This is a genomic window from Micromonospora trifolii, from assembly GCF_050516465.1.
GTDB classification, from domain to species: domain Bacteria; phylum Actinomycetota; class Actinomycetes; order Mycobacteriales; family Micromonosporaceae; genus Micromonospora; species Micromonospora trifolii.
Genome location: NZ_CP191526.1, coordinates 5953201 through 5970737, shown reverse-complemented (window position 1 = coordinate 5970737; position 17537 = coordinate 5953201). Strand labels below are relative to the sequence as shown.

At 71.8% G+C, this 17537-nt stretch carries 21 protein-coding genes; 6 read left to right on the top strand and 15 right to left on the bottom strand.

Annotated features, from left to right (window positions below):
* Positions 1-18 precede the first annotated feature (18 nt).
* A complete protein-coding gene (locus ACQRWP_RS27805) occupies positions 19-483 on the bottom strand; it encodes an Lrp/AsnC family transcriptional regulator (RefSeq protein WP_430498945.1) in 465 nt (154 codons plus the stop codon).
* Between the two features lie 59 nt (positions 484-542).
* On the opposite strand from ACQRWP_RS27805, the gene ddaH reads away from it, so the two are divergent.
* Positions 543-1376, top strand: a complete 834-nt coding sequence (gene ddaH / locus ACQRWP_RS27800) for a dimethylargininase (RefSeq protein WP_430498943.1) — start codon at positions 543-545, stop codon at positions 1374-1376.
* A 67-nt stretch (positions 1377-1443) separates the two neighbouring features.
* Here the strand turns inward: ddaH and ACQRWP_RS27795 are convergent, their stop codons facing one another.
* Both ACQRWP_RS27795 and ACQRWP_RS27790 read right to left on the bottom strand, forming a co-directional pair.
* Complete coding sequence (locus ACQRWP_RS27795; protein ID WP_430498941.1) at positions 1444-2631, bottom strand: ABC transporter substrate-binding protein; 1188 nt, start codon at positions 2629-2631, stop codon at positions 1444-1446.
* A gap of 81 nt (positions 2632-2712) precedes the next feature.
* Entirely contained in the window at positions 2713-3510 is a 798-nt protein-coding gene (locus tag ACQRWP_RS27790) for an alpha/beta hydrolase family protein (RefSeq protein WP_430498939.1), read from the bottom strand.
* Between the two features lie 84 nt (positions 3511-3594).
* Between ACQRWP_RS27790 and ACQRWP_RS27785 the strand changes: the two genes are divergently transcribed.
* Positions 3595-4197: a bacterial proteasome activator family protein gene (locus ACQRWP_RS27785; RefSeq protein ID WP_238661813.1), complete on the top strand. Its 603-nt coding sequence runs from the start codon at positions 3595-3597 to the stop codon at positions 4195-4197.
* 2 nt (positions 4198-4199) lie between these two features.
* Here ACQRWP_RS27785 and ACQRWP_RS27780 read toward each other — a convergent pair whose 3' ends face one another.
* The 3 genes from ACQRWP_RS27780 to ACQRWP_RS27770 form a co-directional block, all read right to left on the bottom strand.
* On the bottom strand, positions 4200-5012 hold the full coding sequence (locus tag ACQRWP_RS27780; RefSeq protein WP_430498937.1) for an HAD family hydrolase: 813 nt from the start codon (positions 5010-5012) through the stop codon (positions 4200-4202).
* Positions 5012-5833 (bottom strand): HAD family hydrolase, encoded by an 822-nt coding sequence (locus ACQRWP_RS27775; RefSeq protein WP_430498935.1) that lies wholly within the window; start codon positions 5831-5833, stop codon positions 5012-5014. The genes ACQRWP_RS27780 and ACQRWP_RS27775 overlap by 1 nt, the downstream gene beginning before the upstream one ends.
* 285 nt (positions 5834-6118) lie before the next feature.
* Positions 6119-6859 (bottom strand): hypothetical protein, encoded by a 741-nt coding sequence (locus tag ACQRWP_RS27770; RefSeq protein WP_430498933.1) that lies wholly within the window; start codon positions 6857-6859, stop codon positions 6119-6121.
* 131 nt (positions 6860-6990) lie between these two features.
* Between ACQRWP_RS27770 and ACQRWP_RS27765 the strand changes: the two genes are divergently transcribed.
* The 3 genes from ACQRWP_RS27765 (at position 6991) to ACQRWP_RS27755 (ending at position 8766) form a co-directional block, all read left to right on the top strand.
* Positions 6991-7422, top strand: a complete 432-nt coding sequence (locus ACQRWP_RS27765; protein ID WP_091396762.1) for an OsmC family protein — start codon at positions 6991-6993, stop codon at positions 7420-7422.
* A 149-nt stretch (positions 7423-7571) separates the two neighbouring features.
* Positions 7572-7919: a metallopeptidase family protein gene (locus ACQRWP_RS27760; protein WP_196924705.1), complete on the top strand. Its 348-nt coding sequence runs from the start codon at positions 7572-7574 to the stop codon at positions 7917-7919.
* 124 nt (positions 7920-8043) lie between these two features.
* Entirely contained in the window at positions 8044-8766 is a 723-nt protein-coding gene (locus ACQRWP_RS27755) for an AIM24 family protein (RefSeq protein WP_430498931.1), read from the top strand.
* 87 nt (positions 8767-8853) lie between these two features.
* Here ACQRWP_RS27755 and pheA read toward each other — a convergent pair whose 3' ends face one another.
* From pheA to ACQRWP_RS27730, 5 genes are all read right to left on the bottom strand, one after another.
* A complete protein-coding gene (gene pheA, locus ACQRWP_RS27750) occupies positions 8854-9807 on the bottom strand; it encodes a prephenate dehydratase (protein ID WP_430498929.1) in 954 nt (317 codons plus the stop codon).
* Positions 9808-9817: 10 nt separating this feature from the next.
* Positions 9818-10312, bottom strand: a complete 495-nt coding sequence (locus tag ACQRWP_RS27745) for a hypothetical protein (protein ID WP_430498927.1) — start codon at positions 10310-10312, stop codon at positions 9818-9820.
* A gap of 207 nt (positions 10313-10519) precedes the next feature.
* On the bottom strand, positions 10520-10909 hold the full coding sequence (locus tag ACQRWP_RS27740) for an ACT domain-containing protein (RefSeq protein WP_430498925.1): 390 nt from the start codon (positions 10907-10909) through the stop codon (positions 10520-10522).
* A 75-nt stretch (positions 10910-10984) separates the two neighbouring features.
* Positions 10985-11443, bottom strand: a complete 459-nt coding sequence (locus tag ACQRWP_RS27735) for a hypothetical protein (protein WP_430498923.1) — start codon at positions 11441-11443, stop codon at positions 10985-10987.
* A gap of 169 nt (positions 11444-11612) precedes the next feature.
* Complete coding sequence (locus ACQRWP_RS27730; RefSeq protein ID WP_430498921.1) at positions 11613-12350, bottom strand: hypothetical protein; 738 nt, start codon at positions 12348-12350, stop codon at positions 11613-11615.
* 163 nt (positions 12351-12513) lie between these two features.
* Here ACQRWP_RS27730 and ACQRWP_RS27725 point away from each other — a divergent pair, with 163 nt between their 5' ends.
* Complete coding sequence (locus tag ACQRWP_RS27725) at positions 12514-13731, top strand: arginine deiminase (protein ID WP_091396783.1); 1218 nt, start codon at positions 12514-12516, stop codon at positions 13729-13731.
* 76 nt (positions 13732-13807) lie between these two features.
* Here the strand turns inward: ACQRWP_RS27725 and ACQRWP_RS27720 are convergent, their stop codons facing one another.
* From ACQRWP_RS27720 to ACQRWP_RS27705, 4 genes are all read right to left on the bottom strand, one after another.
* Complete coding sequence (locus ACQRWP_RS27720) at positions 13808-14695, bottom strand: DUF5926 family protein (RefSeq protein ID WP_430498918.1); 888 nt, start codon at positions 14693-14695, stop codon at positions 13808-13810.
* Between the two features lie 59 nt (positions 14696-14754).
* A complete protein-coding gene (locus ACQRWP_RS27715) occupies positions 14755-15174 on the bottom strand; it encodes an ATP-binding protein (protein WP_430503308.1) in 420 nt (139 codons plus the stop codon).
* Positions 15175-15235: 61 nt separating this feature from the next.
* Positions 15236-16690 carry an ATP-binding protein gene (locus tag ACQRWP_RS27710; RefSeq protein WP_430498916.1) on the bottom strand — a complete coding sequence of 485 codons (1455 nt, stop codon included), beginning with the start codon at positions 16688-16690 and terminating at the stop codon, positions 15236-15238.
* 54 nt (positions 16691-16744) lie between these two features.
* Positions 16745-17533: a glycerophosphodiester phosphodiesterase gene (locus ACQRWP_RS27705; RefSeq protein ID WP_430498914.1), complete on the bottom strand. Its 789-nt coding sequence runs from the start codon at positions 17531-17533 to the stop codon at positions 16745-16747.
* Between the last annotated feature and the right edge of the window lie 4 nt (positions 17534-17537).

The window sequence follows — 17537 nt, the reverse complement described above, 5'->3', positions numbered from 1 at the left end:
CCTCAACCTGGGTTGAGGTCAAGCGGAGCCGGCGGACGGGCCGACGCCGGGCGATTCGACCAGTCGGGAGAGCACGATGGTGCTGCGGGTGGAGGTCACGAAGGACTCGGCACGCAGCCGCTCCAGCGCCGCCTCCAGGTGGGCGATGTCGGCGGCGCGCAGGTGCACGAGCGCGTCCGCCTCCCCGGAGACGGTGTACGCGCCGACGACCTCGGGGTGTCGGCGGGCGGCCACGCCGATCTGCGCCGGGGTGGTCCGGCCGGCGCAGAACAGCTCGACGAAGGCCTCCGTCGTCCAGCCGACGGCGGCCGGATCAACGACGGCCGTGAATCCCCTGATCACGCCGGTGGCGCGGAGTCGGTCGACGCGACGCTTGACCGCTGGGGCGGAGAGTGACACCCGAGCGCCGATGTCGGCGTAGGACGCGCGGGCGTCCGCGACGAGTAACGCAATGATCCGCTGGTCTACCGCGTCTATCTGCAACGTTCCGCCTCTGGGAAGCAACGCTTGTGGCTGTTTTCAAAGTTCCACGGTACCTACTCTTGGTGACCGTGGACCAGCAGCGTTTCCCGCGAAAGCGGACATATCTCATGTGCTCGCCGGAGTACTTCGCGGTCGAGTACGCGATCAACCCGTGGATGGACGTGACCACCCCGGTCGACCGGGACCTGGCCGTCAAACAGTGGGACCGGCTGCGCGAGACGCTTGTCGGCCTCGGCCACGAGGTGCACCTGCTCACCCCCGAGCAGGGCCTGCCCGACATGGTCTACGCCGCCAACGGCGGCTTCGTGGTGGACGGAAGCGTCTACGGCGCCCGGTTCAAGCACGAGCAGCGGGCCGCCGAGGCGGCCGCCCACCACGCCTTCTACGAGGCGCTGGGCTGGCGGTTCATCGCACCCGGCGAGACCAATGAGGGCGAGGGCGACTTCGCGTACGTGCCGGAGGCGCACGGCGGGCTCATCCTGGCCGGGCACGGCTTCCGCACCGAGATTCCGGCGCACGCGGAGGCGCAGGAGGCGCTGGGTCGTCCGGTGGTGTCGCTGCGCCTGATCGACCCCCGCTTCTACCACCTGGACGTGGCGCTCGCGGCCATCGACGACGCGAACATCGTCTACTTCCCGGGCGCGTTCTCCGCGGCCAGTCAGCGGGTTCTCACCCAACTCTTCCCGGACGCGGTGATCGCCGACGACGAGGACGCGTTGGCCTTCGGGCTCAACCTGGTCAGCGACGGCGCGAACGTGGTGCTCAACAGCGAGGCCACCCGCCTGGCCGGCAAGCTCAAGGCGGCCGGGTACACCCCGGTCCCGGTCGAGTTGGCCGAGCTGAAGAAGGGTGGCGGCAGCGTGAAGTGCTGCATCGCCGAGCTGCGGCACTGACCCGCGAACGCCTCGGGGCCGGTCTCCCACTGGGAGACCGGCCCCGAATCGTGCTCCGGGTGGGCGTTCAGCCCAGCGTGGCCAGCTCGTTGATCAGCACGTTCGACATGACCTGACCGTCGCGCTGCACCTCGCGCAGGTACCACTTCTGCTGCGGGGTACGCGGCTGGTTGAACTGCCAGATGCCGCGCGGGCTGTCGATCTGGCCGATCTTGCCCAGGGCCAGGTTGACCTGCTGCGGCGTGGGCTTCCCGCCGGTCAGCTGGATGGCCTGGTCGAGCACCTGCGCCGCGTCGTACGACGCCATGGCGTACGTGGTGGGGGTGACCTGGTACTTCTTGCGGTACGCCGAGGCGAAGACCCGGTTGGAGGTGTTGTTCAGGTCGGCCGAGTAGTTCAGCGCGGTCTGGATGCCCAGCGCGTTGTCCTTCAAGTTCTCCAGCACGGTGCCCTCGGTGAGGAAGCCGGGTGCGTAGATCGGCCCGGCGAACTTCTCGCGCAGCTGCTTGATGAACTCCACCGCGGCCGCCCCGGCGAAGAAGCAGAAGACCGCGGTGGGCTTCTTGGCCAGCGCCTTGGTGATGTCCGAGGCGTACGTCGTCTTGCCGGGGTTGGAGGTGGCGTTGGTGTAGGTCACCGGGTCGCCGATCCGCGGGTCGGTCGTGCCGAACTCCTGCCGGAAGCCGCGGACCACGTCCGGGCTGCCGACGTTCTCCGGCATGATGATCGCGACGCGGCCGTTCGCCGGCAACTGGTCGCGCAGGTAGCGGCCCAGCGCTCGGCCAGCCTCGTCGAGCACGTACGAGGTCCTCCAGATGTAGAAGACGCTCTGCAGGCTGCTCGGTGAGGCGTTGGAGCCGATCAGCGGGACCCTGGCCTGCTCCACGGTGTCCCGGATGCCGACCATCACCGCCGAGTTGACCACGCCGGTGAGCGCCAGCACGCCCTGCTTGAGCAGGCCCTCGACGGCAGCCTTGCCGGTCTTCGCGGTGTCGCCCTCGTCGGCGGTCAACAGCTCCACCGGGTGGCCGCCCAGCCGCTGGTCGTGCAGGTCGAGGAAGAGCTGGAAGCCATTGGTGATGTCGTCGCCGATGCTCTTGAAACCACCAGCCTGCGGCGTGATCAAACCGATCTTGATCGGGCCCCGGTCGGCGGTCGGCTCGGCGTCACTATCTGAGCCACACGCGGCGACGAACCCGGTGGTACCGAGCGCGGCCAACAGTTGGAGCGCCCGCCTGCGATTCATCTGCGACACCGAGTTCCTTCCAAGGAAGCGTTACAGGGCCGAACACCGCCCCTCCGGCGTTCTACCTGGTCCGCGACGCTGCGTCAATGGCTAGTGATCATCGTGCAGGGACCGCAACACAGCGAGGACCTGAGACCAGGCGACGGAATCCGGGTCGATCAGCCCGAAATGCTCGCATCCGGGCAGTTCAACAAGGGAAATATCGGAACCTGCGGCACACGCCTCCGCGACGAAATCCCGGCTCATCTCCACCGGGACCTGATGATCGTCCGAGCCATGAATAACTACTGTCCGTGTCCGTATCGGTACCAACATCCGTGGATCCGCGGCCGCGTACCGGTCCGGGACCTGCGCCGGGCCGCCGCCGAGCAGCGCGGCGACCGCGCCCGAATCCAGATCTCGCCGGTACGCCTCGCCCAGATCGGCCACCGGGGCCAGGGCGAGCACCCCGCCTACCGTCGCCGGGGCGGTGGCAGCCGCGTACAGCGCCAGGTGGCCGCCGGCGGAGTGCCCGACCAGGATCGGCGCGGCCCGGCTCACCCGGCCGGGCAGCGCCTCGGCGGCCAGCACGGGCAGCTCGGCCACCCCGGTCAGTACGTCGGTCAGGGTGCCCGGCCAGCCGCCTCCGGGCTGCCCGGTGCGGCGGTATTCCAGCTGTGCCACCGGGTAGCCGTCCGCGGCGAGGGCTGCGGCCAGCGGGCCGGTGTGCCGCCGGTCGTACTCGGCCCGCCAGAAGCCGCCGTGCAGAACGACAACCAGTGGCCGGGCCGGCCCGGTTCCGGTTGGGAGGCGCAGATCGGCCACCTGATCCGGGTGGTCCCCGTACGCCACCGTCCGGTCGGGCTCCGGTGCGGGCCGGGTCAGCACGGCGCGCGGGTCGACAGGCATGGCGCGACGGTAGCGCGCCCCGCCCGGGTGGTTCGGCCCCGGTAGTCGGTCCCGGCCGGCATGGCTCGCGCCCGCTGGGTAAAGATGGACCCCATGACCGAAGCGCGCTCCGCTGGACAGAACGACGAGCCTGGCCCCGACGACTCCGGCCACTCCGGCACCGTGGTGGTGGTTGGTCCGGACGGCCGGCCGATCGGCACGATGCAGACCGACGAGGGCCAGGGTGAGGACCCGACCCGCCTGGTCGAACAGCCGGCCAAGGTGATGCGGATCGGCAGCATGATCAAGCAGTTGCTGGAGGAGGTGAAGGCCGCGCCTCTCGACGACGCCAGCCGCAACCGGATGCGGGAGATCCACGAGCGGTCGATCGTCGAGCTCAAGGAGGGCCTCGCCCCCGAGCTGCGCGACGAGCTGGAGCGCATCTCGCTGCCCTTCGCCGAGGACAAGGCCCCCAGCGAGGGCGAGCTGCGGATCGCGCACGCCCAGCTCGTCGGCTGGCTGGAGGGCCTGTTCCACGGCATCCAGGCGGCCCTGGTGGCCCAACAGATGGCCGCCCGGGTGCAGCTGGAGCAGATGCGCGGTGGCCGGCAGGCGCTGCCCAGTGGCCCCGGTGGGGTCGTCCCCGGGATGCCGGGCATCGGCCAGCCGGGCGCCGGTGAGGGTCACAACACCGGTCAGTACCTCTGACCTCAGTCCACCCCGAAGATCTTCTCCAGGTACGCCGCCACGCCGTCCTCGGTGTTCGCCGTCGTCACGTCATCGGCGACCGCCAGGACGGCGCGGTGCGCGTTGGCCACCGCCACGCCGCGCCCGGCCCAGGTCAGCATCGGCACGTCGTTGGGCATGTCGCCGAAGGCCAGCACGTCCGCCGCGGCCACCCCCAGCTGGTCGCAGTACCAGGCCAGCCCCGCCGCCTTGGTCACCCCGGCCGCGGAGATCTCCACCAGCCCCGAGGACGACGAGTGCGTGGCCTCGGCCAGCCCCGCCACCGCCGTGGCGATCAACTCGGCGAAGGCATCCGGGTCCTGCTCGCCGGCTCGGGCGAGGAGCTTCACCGCCGGGACCGACAGCAGCTCCTCAGGGGTCTCGATCGGCCGGATGCCGTTGGCGTCGGCGTCCCAGCGCAGTGGGTAGTGCGCCTCGTGCCGCATCTCCCGGCTGTCCAGGATCTCCACGGCGAAGCTGATCCCGGGCACCTCGGCCCGTAGCCTCCGGGCCACCTCGGCCAAGTGGTGCGGGGCGAGCGGGTCAGCCCGCACCACCTCGTCCTCGAACGGGTCGTAGACCACGGCGCCGTTGGCGCAGACCGCCGGCAGCGGTCGGGCGAGCTGGTCGTACACCATCTTGAGCCAGCGGACCGGACGGCCGGTGACCAGGACGACCGGCGTGCCTCGCGCGGAGATCCGCGCGAGCAGGTCGGCGGTGCGTGGGCTGACGGAGTGGTCGTCGCGGATCAGCGTGCCGTCGATGTCGGTGGCGATGAGGCGGGGCGTGTCTCCCATTACCGGGACAGTAGCCGGTCCAGATACACCGCCACCCCGTCGTCGTCGTTGCGCAAGGTCACCTCGTCGGCGACGGCGCGCAGCGCGGGGTGCGCGTTGGCCACGGCCACCCGCGACCAGCCGGCCCACTCGAACATCGGCAGGTCGTTGGGCATGTCACCGAAGACCAGCACATCGGCCGGGTCGACCCCGAGCGTCTGCGCCACCACGGTCAGCCCGGTCGCCTTGTCCACGCCGGGCGGGCAGATCTCGATGAAGCCGAGCCCGGCCTGGGTGAGCGTGGCGACCTGCGGCGAGACGATCCGGCGGGCCACCGCCAGCAGCTCGTCCACGTGGTGGTCGGCGGTCCGGGCGAACGCCTTGATCACGTCGCAGGCGAGGCACTCGTCGCGAGTGCGCGCCTCGAAGCGGTCCTGGTAGGGCCAGCTCTCGTGGTAGTCGCCCCACAGCGGGGCGTCGTGCTCGTCGGACGCCTCGACCATCACGGTCAGCGGGCCGACCTCCGCCTCCAGGTCGGCGAGGAGCCGGGCCAGCACCTCGGCGGGCAGCCGCTCGTCGCGGAGCACCACCGGGCCGCTCGGGTCGCTCTGGTCGACCACCCGGCCGCCGCCGGCCATCACCAGGAAGTCGGCGGCCCGGATGTCGTTGCGGGTCAACTCGGTCAACCGAGGGCCGCGTCCGGTCGCGCCGACCACCGGAATTCCGGCGGCGCGCACCCGGTCGAGCACCCCATGGGTGTACGCGGAGACGGTGTCATCGCTGCGGACCAGCGTCCCGTCGAGGTCGGTCGCGATCAACTTGGGCAGTCCCGGGCGGGTCATCGTTCCTCCTTCGCCCGCCGCCGTCGCACCGCCAGCGTCAGGGAAACCGACTCCCGGCGTGACGGCGGGCAGCAACCGTACCTCGCGGAACGGGTCGCATCCATGGCTTCCAGGCGAATCGGACGCCAACCCCGGGCACCCGCAAGATGTCCCCCGCGCGCTGCCCCCACCTACCCGCGCGATCTTGCACGTCCGGTTGCCGATCTGCGTGTTATGCGCCAGATGTCGGGACAGCAACTGCAAGATCGACGCGGCGAGGGGGTGGGGTGGGGTGGGGCTGGGGGGTTAGGGCTGGGGGTCGGGGCGGGCGAAGGGGGCGGCGGGGGTGACCGTCAGGTCGGCTGGGGCGGGTAGGCCGTCGTCGACCGGGTCGGGGTCGCGGCGGCGGCGCCGGGGTCGTGGTGCTGGCGCGTCGGCGGGCCGGTCATCGTCTGGTGGCCCGGCGAACGTGCCGGGGGGTGCGGCGGGCGCCAGCCGCAGGGCGGCCGCGAACAGCACACAGGCGACGAACGCCATCACCAGCCCACGGCCGTACTCGACCTGGAAGCCGTCCTGGGGCGAGTAGAAGAAGTTTCGCTGACCGGGGTTGTCGAGGCTGGCCGTGGCGGCCACCAGCAGCGCCAGCAGGGCACCGGCCAGGGTGAGACCGGCCAGCCGGGCGTTCGGCCGCACGGCCGCCGTGCCGCGCAACGACAGCGCCACGGTGCAGACGAGAACGAGAAGCCCGACCAGATAGCCGACCCCGAAGCCACCGACATCGGACACCCCGGCGGGCACCTTGATCGTCGCGTTTCCCTCGGGCCCGCCGTTCGGCAGGTTCATCACCAGCCACTCACCGACCAGCGAGGCGATCGCGGCCACCGCGCCCAGACCGGCGAGCAGTAGGGGCAGCCGAGGATCCTGCGCGAGATCGGCCAGGGACCAGGCGAAGCGGCGTCGCGGGGCCGGGTCGTCGGCACCCCACTCGATCACCGCGGGGGCCTCGGATCGGTCGCCCTGCCGCGGGATTGGAAGCTCCTCGGACATCGGCCACCCTTCCGCCGGTCACGGACCTGGGTCGCATCATGGCACAGCAAGCTGGTGGTGACAGGGATCGCAGGGCTGGCGAGCGCGCCGGTCTGTCGCTCGGCGGTCGCCTTTCCGCTAGCGTTTGCCCCATGCCTATCCGTACCGCTTCAGCACAATGGCAGGGCAATCTCACCGAGGGCGCGGGCACCATCCGCACCGGTAAGGGCGGCCTGTCCGGCAACTACTCCTTCAAGTCGCGCTTCGAGGAGGGTGAGGGCACCAACCCCGAGGAGCTGATCGCCGCCGCGCACGCCGGCTGCTTCTCGATGGCGTTCTCCAAGGCGCTTGCCGACGCGGGCTCGACGGCCACCTCGGTCGAGACCACCGCCAAGGTGCACCTGGACAAGACCGACGCCGGCATGACCGTGACCCGGATCGACCTGGAGACGGTCGGTCAGGTCCCGGGGATCGACGACGCGGAGTTCCAGAAGCTCGCCGAGGCCGCCAAGGCCAACTGCCCGATCTCCCGCCTGCTCTCGCCGGGCGCCGAGATCACCCTCAACGCCCGCCTGGCTGCCTGAGCCAGCCGGCCCACACCGTACGTCCACGGAAGGAGCCTCCGCCCGGTCCCGGGTGGTCGCTTCTTCCGTGCATGTGCGGATGACGGCCACGGCCGTCCAGCAGGACCGGGCCGCGTGCCCCCGCGTCGGGCACAATGGGCGAGGTGCCGGTGGAGATGAGCCGTGAGCGCTTCGAGGAGTTGGTCGGCGAAGCCCTCGACGAGGTGCCCGAAGAACTACTCGGCCTGATGAACAACGTGGTGATCCTGGTCGAGGACGACCCACCACCGGGAGAGGTCGACCTGCTCGGCCTCTACGAGGGGCATGCGCTCACCGAGCGCGGTTGGGACTACTCCGGCGTGCTGCCCGACCGGATCTTCATCTACCGCCGTCCGATCCTGCGGATCTGCGACAACGATGAGGACGTCATCGACGAGGTGGCGGTGACAGTGGTGCATGAGATCGCCCACCACTTCGGCATCGACGACGCGCGGTTGCACGCGCTCGGCTGGGGCTGAGCCCCGCCGCTCGACGCCCGCCCGCGCAATACGGCCGCGCCGCGCCGCCCGGCCGATGGCTGGTGCTTGCCGAGGTCGCCTACCGTCGGTGCAGCGAACTCGACCCTATTCAGGAGGCCCTTTCATGCGCAGCGAGCTGTTCTCCGCGGAGAATCTGGAGAAGGAGTCCGCGCAGCCCGGCATGCGGTTGCAGAACTCCAAGATGTTGAAGATCGAGCTCAACGGCGAGGCGATGGCCCGGGTCGGGTCGATGGTCGCCTACCAGGGGAATGTGCAGTTCCAGGCGTTGGGTTCGGGCGGGCTCGGCAAGTTCCTCAAGCAGAAGCTCACCGGCGAGGGCGTTCCGCTGATGAAGGTCTCCGGCCAGGGTGACGTCTTCCTCGCCGAGCTGGCCAAGGACGTGCACATCGTCGACCTGGAGCCGGGCGACGCCCTCTCCATCAACGGCTCCAGCGTGCTCGCCTTCGACTCCACCCTCCAGTACGACATCAGGATGGTCGGCGGCGCCGGGATGGCGTCCTCGTCCGGCCTCTTCAACTGTGTGTTCAGCGGCTACGGGCGGATCGCCATCACCACCAAGGGCACCCCGGTCGTGCTCAACGTGGACGCCCCGACGTACGTCGACCCGCAGGCAGCGGTCTGCTGGTCGGCCAATCTCCAGACCGGCTACCACCGGGCCGAGCAGCTCGGCCTCGGCACACTGCTCGGGCGCCGCACCGGTGAGTCGTTCACCATGAGCTTCGCCGGTCAGGGCTTCGTGGTGGTGCAGCCGTCCGAGGAGCCGCCGGTCCTGGGCAGTGGTCAGCAGCAGCAGGAGGGCGGTCTGCTCGGCGGTCTGCTGAGCTGATCGGCAGTGGCGCTGGGCGCACCTGATCTGTCGAGGTGACCGCAGTGGCGCGGGCGCCCCCGTTCTCCTGGGGGCGCACCGCGCCGGTCAGGTCAACTCACCGGTACGCAGGCGGGTCAGCCAGGCCGCCGCGTCGGCGTAGTCGACGTCGGAGAGGCCCGCTGGCGCGGGCACCGGGCGTTCGCCCGCCTCGGCCCACCGGTGCCGGGGATAGGAGCCCAGGAAGCGGACGTCGGCACAGACCCTTCGGAGCCCCTGCAACGCCTCGCCCAGGCGTACGTCGGCCACGTGGCCGGTGCAGTCCAGGAAGAAGACGTAGCGGCCCAGCGCCTCGCCGGTCGGACGGGATTCGATCCGGGTCAGGTTGACCCCGCGGACGGCCAACTCCATCAGCACGGACAGCAGCGCGCCGACCCGGTCGTGGGCGATGTAGACCGCGAGCGAGGTGAGGTCGTCACCGGTCGGCGGCGGTGGCGGCCCGGGGCGGGACACCAGCGCGAACCGGGTCACCGCGTCGGGGTGGTCGGCGATCTTGTCGGCGAGTGTGGTGAGTCGGTGCCGGGAGGCTCCGATCGGTGCGCAGATCGCCGCGTCGTACTCGCCCGTGCCGGCGCCGGCGGCGGCCGCGCCGTTGGAGAGCACGTCGACCACCACGGCGTCGGGCAGGTGGTCGCGCAACCAGCCCCGGCACTGGGTGGACGCCTGTGGATGGGCCGCCACGGTGCGGATCGAGGTCAGCGAGGTGTCGGGCCGCGCGGCGAGCACGAACTCCACCGACAGGATCACCTCCCGGGTGATCACCAGCGGCTCGCCCTCCGCCATCTCGTCCAGCGTGACGCCCACTGCGCCACCGATCGAGTTCTCCAGTGGCACCAGCGCGGCGTCGGCGTCGCCGGCGCGGACGCTGTCCAGCGCCTCTCCGACGCTGCGGGCGGGCGTACGGGTGCCGCGCTCGGCGGCGGGGATGGAGCGCAGGGCCTGCTCGGCGAAGGTGCCCTCCGGCCCGAGGAAGACGAAACGTGTCGGCGGTGTTCCCGGCATGACGATCAGCCTACGCACCCGGCCCGTTGGCCGGGCCGGCGTCGCAGGCGAGGGCGCGGATCCCGGCCGGGCTGGTGGCGCGTACCTCGATGGTGCAGACGTCCGTGCCGGCGGTGACCAGCACCGGCGAACCGGGCTCGCCCCGGGTGACCACCTGGAGTTCCTCGTGCCCGGTCACCGTCAGCACGGTGAACTGCCAGTCGCCGGCGCAGAGCGGCCCGGTGCGGACCTGGACCCGGACGTTCGCCGGCAGCACTCCGGCCCGGCCGCGCAACAGTTGCAGCACCCGCTGCCCGGTCGGCCCGTTGCGGCAGGCCGTCGCGACCAACCCGGCGTCCGGGGTGGGCGTGACAGTACCGAGAGACGGCACGGTGGTCGGCGGCGTGGCCGGTGCGGTGCTCGGACCGGACGGTGTCGGGGCCGCGGTGTGGGTGGGCACGCTGGTCGGCTCCCCCAGCCCGGGTGGGGCGCCACAGCCGGCCAGCGCCGCGACGGCGAGCGCCATCGGCAGGACTCGGGCGATGCTCGGCGCAGAAACGCGATCGGCTGCCCGGTCAGGAGTCGCCGGCGGGGTGTGAATCGTCGACCGCGGTGAGGGGGACGCGGGCGGGGGTGGGGTGAACGGCACGGGCCGATCCTCGGGACATCGGAGAATTCGTCGCGGCCGGGGTGGCCGAGCCCATCGTAGGGTGAGCGGCCGGTCGGGTGAAGGTCAGCCGGTGACGCGGTGCCCGGCGCGCTGGAGCGCGGCCGTGCCCTCGGTCAGCCGGACGGTCGGCACCAGCAGGTAGTCGGTGTCGAACGTGGAGAACGTGACGGCGCTGACCCGTGCCTCGGCGAGCGGGTCGACCAGCGCGGCCAGGCTGCCGGTGCCGGCCGGTGCCACCGGAGCGGTGACCCGTAGGCAGCGCCAGGTCGTCTCCACCACGGCATGTGCCGGCGCCCGGTCGGTCGGGCAGATCACGGAGATCCCGTCGGAAGTCCAGCTCACCGTCACCACGTCCGCGCCGCGCAGCCCGCTCGACAGCGCGTACGGCAGGGTGGTGCCGGCGGCCAACCGGCACACAGCGTATTCCCCCGGCAGCAGAGCGATATCGAGCATGAGGGCACCCTACGGCCTTCGTGCGGGCCCACCCCGGCAACGCCGCGTGCGGCGAAGGACACACTGCGCCGCAGGTCAGACCTCGAAGAAGAAGGTGAGTGAGCCGGCGACGGTGCCGTCGGTGAGCACCGGGGTGGAGATCGCGTCAACTGTCGCGTCGGAGCTGTTCGCCGAGGCGGCCTGCACCCGGATTAGCCCACGGGCGAGTCGGCCGGAGGAGAGCGCCAGCAGGGGCGGGATCTTGTCGATCTCGGCTTCGGTCAGCTCGCCCCGGTTGGCGGTGAAGTCGAGCAGGCGGAGCCCGCCATCGAGCAACGGTCGCCCGATCAGCCCGGCCGGCTCACCGAGGCAGAGCAGCTCACAGCCGGCCGTGGAGATCGCCACCACCCGGGTGTCGGCGTCGATCAGCAGACACGGCTCATCGGCCCTGGAGACTGTCGACGACCATTGGCCGACATTGTCGGACTCCGGCTCTGTCGAGGCCCGCGCCGCCGGCACGAACGCTTCCGAGAGCGAAAGTTCGACGTGGGCCACCGCGCCTCCTATGTGCACCGATCGACTGTCCACGCTAGCGGGTCGCCGACGGAATCACCGAGCGCACCGGGTCACCGGGGCGCGCAGCGTGAACCGAGGCGACCGGTGACGGCGCGGAGACCGGTGAGGTGAACGGGGGGACCGGAGCCGCGTGGCGTCGCCGGTGACGTTACCGGCGGTGGGCCGGCTTGTCAGCGGCCGTTCGGCCCTCGTCGTACCACCGGTAGTCGGCAGTTGGACGGTACGTGCCGTTCAGCCAGGTGCCCGGGTGCTGCGCGACCCGGGAAAGCTTCTCGGCGGTGGCGGGGCTGATCCGGCTGCCGCCGGCCACGAGTAGCCGGTCCAGTTCCCGGTGTGTGGCCATCAGGCAGTCCTTCGGAAGGCCGTAGACGCTGATCACGCCCGAGCCGACGAAGGTCAGCACCGGTGTCACCGGAACGGGTAGCCCCACCGCGTCGGAGAGGGCCTTGCTGGCCCGCTTGGCGTCCCGGCGGGACTCGGCCACGTACGGGGGCCGCTTGCCGTTGATCTGCACCACGTCTCCGGCGACGAGCACTCTGGCCCGGCCGTGGTCGGCGATGGTCACGGCGAAGAGGCCACTCGGCCCGATGGCGAGGAACCCGGCTCGCTCGTCCTGACCGCGGTCGAGGACGTCTGTCACGTCGGTGCGCGGCCACTCGATCACATGCCAGGCAGGCCCGAGGTGGTCGAGTTGGCCCAACGCCCGTGCCCCGGCCGCCTCGAGGCGGCGTGCACCGCGCTCGGCCCGACGGCGGCGGGCCCATTCGAGCGGTGTCGGACGGACCGGTTCGAGAACCCCCGGCGCCTCGACGCGGGGGTGTGGCACCGCGACGGGCGGCAGTGCCCGAGCGGACGGTACGGCTCGTCGTGCGGGAAAGACAGTCATCGCGACCTCCGGCAAAAGGTCCCTCGAAGTTATGTCCTCACTACCCTACGTTGCCACTACCGGTGTTCGGCAAGCCGGAGCGCCGGAGTGACTGTGGATGAATGCCATATTCATCCACAGTTCTTTTCTCGGATGCCGCTAAACCCTGCCCTACGCTGCGGGAGTGACCCACTACGTCGACAGTGAAGTCGGGCGGCTCGGCACCGTACTGCTGCACCGGCCCGGCCCCGAACTGGCCCGGCTCACCCCACGCAACAACGACTCGCTCCTGTTCGACGCGATCCCCTGGGTGGGGCGCGCCCAGGAGGAGCACGACGCGTTCGCCGCCGCCCTGCGCGAGCGCGGCGTCGAAGTGCTCTACCTGGCCACCCTGCTGGCCGAGACGCTGGCCGTCGCGGACGCCCGGGCCGAACTCACCGAGCAGGTGCTGCGCTCCCGGCGGCTCGGCGACACCCTGCGCGCCCGCGTCGCCGACCACCTCTCCTACCTGGACCCGGCCGCCCTGGCCGACGTGCTCACCGCCGGGCTGGCCCACGAGGAGTTGCGGATCAGCTCCGAGCGACCGGGTGGACTGGTCTACACGCTGATGGACCGACACGACTTCGTCATCGACCCGTTGCCCAACCTGCTCTTCACCCGCGACTCGTCGCTGTGGATCGGCGACCGGGTCGGTGTCACCAGCCTGGCCATGCCGGCCCGCCGCCGCGAGACCACCCTGACCGACGCCATCTACCGCCACCACCCCCGGTTCGCCGGCACCGAGTTCGTCTACCGCCCCAGCCTCGAGCACCTGGAGGGCGGGGACGTGCTGCTGCTCGCGCCCGGGGTGCTGGCGGTCGGGGTGGGCGAGCGGACGACCCCGGCCGGCGCCGAGCGCCTCGGCCGGCAGGTCTTCGCCGCCGGCCTGGCCCACACCATCCTGGTGGTGCCGATCGCGCAGAAACGCGCCACCATGCACCTGGACACCGTGTGCACGATGGTCGACGTGGACGCCGTCCTGATGTATCCCAACATCGCGAGCACGCTGTCCGCGTACACGGTGATCGCCGGCGGGGACGGCGAGGACCCGCGGGTGGACGGGCCGGCGCCGTTCCTGCGCGCCGCCGCCGACGCGATGGACCTCGACCTGCTCCGGGTCATCGACACCGGGCTGGATCCGGTCACCGCGGAACGCGAGCAGTGGGATGACGGCAACAACACCCTCGCGCTGGCCCCCCGGCTCTGCGTCGGCTACGAGCGCAACACGGAGACCAACGCCCAACTGGAGCGGGCCGGCATCGAGGTGATCCCGATCGCCGGCTCCGAGCTGGGCTCCGGTCGGGGCGGACCGCGCTGCATGTCCTGTCCGATCACCCGCGACCCGCTACCCGTCGCCGGCTGAGCACGCGACCGGCCCGTCACCCACTGAACGGGACGACCGCACCCGCCGGCCGGCTGAGCGGGACGACCGCCCCGGCTCAGCGCAGGGTGAGCTGGCGGCCGAGCAGCCCCTGACGGGCCCGGCGGCCGGCGGCGTCGAGTGGGTCGGTGACGGTGAGCGCCTCGGCGTACCGCTTGGCGAACTGCGCCACCGGCTCCTCCCACTCGGCCGCCGGGGTCTCCTCCGGCAGGTCCCAGACCGGCACGAGTCGACCGTGCGCGCGGAACATGCCGGCGAACTTGGTCTGCTCGCCGAGCGTCAGCGTGCCGGCCGCGCCGAGTCGGGCCAGCGCGTCCAGGGCGGCGTCCTCGTCCTCCGGCAGCACCCACCGCACGTGGGCCTTCTCCGGGACCTGACACCAGTACGCGGCCTTCGCCGCGGTCAGCCGGACCGTCGGGTAGATGGCCGCGTTAGCCCGCTCCAGCGACGCCTGGACGGTCGGATCCTCGGCGGCCCCGGGGTCGAGCCAGAAGTCGAAACCGTCGTGCATGGTGATGTCCAGTGGACCGTCCACGAGGATGTCCTGGAGCCGGGGCCCGGGGCCGGGCAGTGGCGGCACGGCCACCTGGCCCCCCGGCTCGGCACGCAGCGCGCTGAGCAACGCGTCGGCCAGATCACGGGACACGTCACCGGACTGCTGGTGGCGCTGGAGACCGATCAGCACCCGTCCGTCCGGCTTGGTGATCGCCGGGGCGGCCATCGGCAGCACCGTGGCGAGCGTCGCCGTCCGGTCGCCGAACTCCTCGACCAGGGCGGGCGCCAGCCGCAGCGGGGCGGAGGCGGCGGGCACCAGCTCGCGCAGCGCGATCCACTCGGACTCGTCGACCAGCCCGTCGAACGGACGCGGCACGAAGACGTCCCGCACCTTGTCGCGACGGGGGGTGGTGTCGGCGGCGGTGCGCTGGCTCTTTCGACGCTTACTCACGGCGTCACAGCCTAGAGCCCCGGGCGGCTCGCCGTGGCCGGGACCCGCCCGAGCCGGCCTCAGCCCGCCGGCACCAGGTCGGGTCGGGGTGTCGGCACCGCGTCGAACTCCGCCCAGACGCGCTGGCCCATGCCGTCCTGCTCGACGCCCCAGCGGGTGGCCAGGCCGGCCACGATGTGCAGCCCGCGCCCGTCCGCGGCGTCCGGGCTGGCCGTCCGGAGCCGTGGCCCGGTGCTTGCGCTGCCGCCGTCGGTGACCCGTAGCTGGATCAGTGCGCCCTCATCCGAGGGCCGTAGCTGCCAGGCAACCCGGATCACGCCGCCGGGCAGCGGTCTGGCGTGCCGCACCGCGTTGCCCACCAGCTCCGCGAGCACCGCGATCAGGTCCGCGAGGAGCGTCGGGGGTACGACGTCCGCCAACTCGGCGGCGAGCCGGTGTCGGGCCAGCCGCGCCCCGCCCGGGTGGTGGGAAACCACCACGCACCAGGCTCGATCCCTCGTTGCCGCTGCCACCGTCGCCTCCACGTCGCGCCACCCCTGGTCAACCGCGTGGTAGCCGCACCTCTGCGACCGTACCGCCGCCGGTCCTCGGACGTAGGGATACCCATCCATTCTGCTGTTCAACGATCCGGCGGACGAGATAGAGGCCGAGCCCGGCCCCCGGGTAGCCGCGACGGTCGCCGGACTCGCCCTGCCAGAACCGGTCGAACGCCCGTTCCACGTGCTCGGGCCGGATGCCGATGCCCTGGTCGCTGACCCGGAAGGCCACCAGATGACCGTCGCCCGAGGCGGTGATCTCGATGGGAGAACCAGGTGCCGAGTACTTACCGGCGTTGGTCGTCAACTCGGTCAGCACGGTGGACAGGCTGGGCCGGTGACCGAGCGCCTTGGGCAGATCGCTCGGGAGGCGGAGCACCAGCCGGCGGCGCAGCTCCGCCGGCAGGTCGACGACGGCGGAGCGCAGCGCCTCACCGAGGTCGAACGGGGTGGGAGGGTCGTCGCCCGGCCCCACCTCGGCCGCCGAGCTGAGCAGACGGTCGACCAGCCGGGCCAGCTCGTTGGCGCGTTGCCCGATCACCCGGGCCGCCTGCCGTCGGTCGACGTCGGTCAGCGACTCCCAGTGGTCGGTGAGGGTGTCCGCGTACCCCTTGATGACGGTGACCGGGGTGCGCAGCTCGTGGCTGGTCACCGCGACGAACAGCTCGCGGTCGTGGTCGCGGCGCTGCTGGTCGGTGATGTCGCGGAAGGTGACCACCCGTAGCGTGCCTGGGCCGGGCAGGTCGCCGGAGGTGATCCGCAGCCAGCGGCCGTCCGGCATCCGGTGGTCCCGAACCTGCCCGGAGGGCGGCAGCGGGAACGGCAACGGGCGGCTCAGCGCCTGCTCGACCGTCCGGCCGGTGACCTGGGCGGCGGCCGGGTTCCAGAGCCGGACGTGCCCGTCCCGGTCGACGACGGCCAGCCCGTCGGCGAGGGCCGCCACCACCGGGCCGTCGCCGTGCACCGGCAGGCCACTCTGGTCGCCGTACATGTGCCCGACGCAGGACGCGAGGTAGGCGATGACCCCCTGCTGCTCGGCGCCCGGCTCGTCATCGCCCGGATAGAGCGCGTGCAGGCTGCCGACGGTGTGACCGCCGATCTCGGCCCGGGAGACCACCATCCGGCGCAGGCCGCTGCCAGCCAGTTCGCCGGCCAGCTTGCCGTTGAGGTCGCTCACCCGCGCCTGGCGTACCCGTGGCCCGGAGAGCAGGCAGACGGTGTCCGGGTCGTCGACCGCCAGTGGTCGGCCGAGGGCCCACTCCGCCGCGCCGGTCGCGGCGATGACGCGACCGCCGGTCGGACCGAACTCGACGAACGCCATCCCGGTCGCGCCGAGCGCCGGCTGGGCCACCCTGAGCAGTTGGGTGAGGACCGGCAGGCCAGCGTCACCAGAATTGATCATCTCGATCACGACGGTGTGGCCGGCGATGAGAGCGGGGAAATCGATACGCTCCGGCATGTGCCGAGTCTGCCCCGCCGACCCGGGTTTGGGCACCCCCGCCCGGTCGATGGGTCAGCGGTCCAGCCGGGCGAGGGCGTACGCGGGCCGGTCGGTGATGATCCCGTCCACCCCGGCGGCCAGCACCAGCTCCAGGTCGGTCGGCTCGTTGACCGTCCAGACGTACACCTGGTTGCCGGCCGCGCGCAGTGCGGGCAGCAGCTGCGGGCGGCCCCGGACCAGGCCGATGCCCGGCCCGGCGATCCGGGTGCCGAACGGCAGTCGCCCCAACCGCAGCCAGCGCGGCAGCACCTCCAGCAGCAGCACGGTGGGCAGCGTCGGGGCCAGCTCGCGCACCCGACGGACCGCCAGCGGGGAGAACGACATGACGGTGACCTGCACCGGGTCGTCCGGCGCGGGGTCGGCCAGCCCGTACCGGCGCAGGAGGCTGACCAGTCGCCGTTCCACGTTCGAGCCGTAGCGGGACGGGTGCTTCGTCTCGACCAGCAGTCGGACCGGCCGCCCGGCGGCGAGCACCGCGTCCAGGAGCCGGGCCAGGGTCAGCAGCCGGGTGTGCGACTCATCCGGTGGCAGATCGCCGTTCGGGGCGCTGCCCGGGTGCCATGAGCCGAAGTCCAGCGCGTCCAGCTCGGCGAGCGTACGCGCGCTGACCAGACCGCGACCGTTGCTGGTGCGGTCGAGTCGTCGGTCGTGCACGCAGACCAGGTGCCCGTCCCGGGTCAGCCGGACGTCGCACTCCAGGCCGTCGGCGCCCTCGTCGAGGGCGCGCAGGTACGCGGCGAGGGTGTGCTCGGGTAGGTCGAACGAGGCGCCGCGGTGCGCGAAGACCAGTGGCCCGCCCATTCCG

Coding starts and splice junctions, on each gene's coding strand:
- ACQRWP_RS27790 (WP_430498939.1), bottom strand. CDS start 3,510: ATGCCTGTCGACCCGCGCGCCGTGCTGACCCGGCCCGCACCGGAGCCC.
- ACQRWP_RS27785 (WP_238661813.1), top strand. CDS start 3,595: ATGGACCCCATGACCGAAGCGCGCTCCGCTGGACAGAACGACGAGCCT.
- ACQRWP_RS27780 (WP_430498937.1), bottom strand. CDS start 5,012: ATGGGAGACACGCCCCGCCTCATCGCCACCGACATCGACGGCACGCTG.
- ACQRWP_RS27775 (WP_430498935.1), bottom strand. CDS start 5,833: ATGACCCGCCCGGGACTGCCCAAGTTGATCGCGACCGACCTCGACGGG.
- ACQRWP_RS27770 (WP_430498933.1), bottom strand. CDS start 6,859: ATGTCCGAGGAGCTTCCAATCCCGCGGCAGGGCGACCGATCCGAGGCC.
- ACQRWP_RS27765 (WP_091396762.1), top strand. CDS start 6,991: ATGCCTATCCGTACCGCTTCAGCACAATGGCAGGGCAATCTCACCGAG.
- ACQRWP_RS27755 (WP_430498931.1), top strand. CDS start 8,044: ATGCGCAGCGAGCTGTTCTCCGCGGAGAATCTGGAGAAGGAGTCCGCG.
- pheA (WP_430498929.1), bottom strand. CDS start 9,807: ATGCCGGGAACACCGCCGACACGTTTCGTCTTCCTCGGGCCGGAGGGC.
- ACQRWP_RS27745 (WP_430498927.1), bottom strand. CDS start 10,312: ATGGCGCTCGCCGTCGCGGCGCTGGCCGGCTGTGGCGCCCCACCCGGG.
- ACQRWP_RS27740 (WP_430498925.1), bottom strand. CDS start 10,909: ATGCTCGATATCGCTCTGCTGCCGGGGGAATACGCTGTGTGCCGGTTG.
- ACQRWP_RS27730 (WP_430498921.1), bottom strand. CDS start 12,350: ATGACTGTCTTTCCCGCACGACGAGCCGTACCGTCCGCTCGGGCACTG.
- ACQRWP_RS27710 (WP_430498916.1), bottom strand. CDS start 16,690: ATGCCGGAGCGTATCGATTTCCCCGCTCTCATCGCCGGCCACACCGTC.
- ACQRWP_RS27705 (WP_430498914.1), bottom strand. CDS start 17,533: ATGGGCGGGCCACTGGTCTTCGCGCACCGCGGCGCCTCGTTCGACCTA.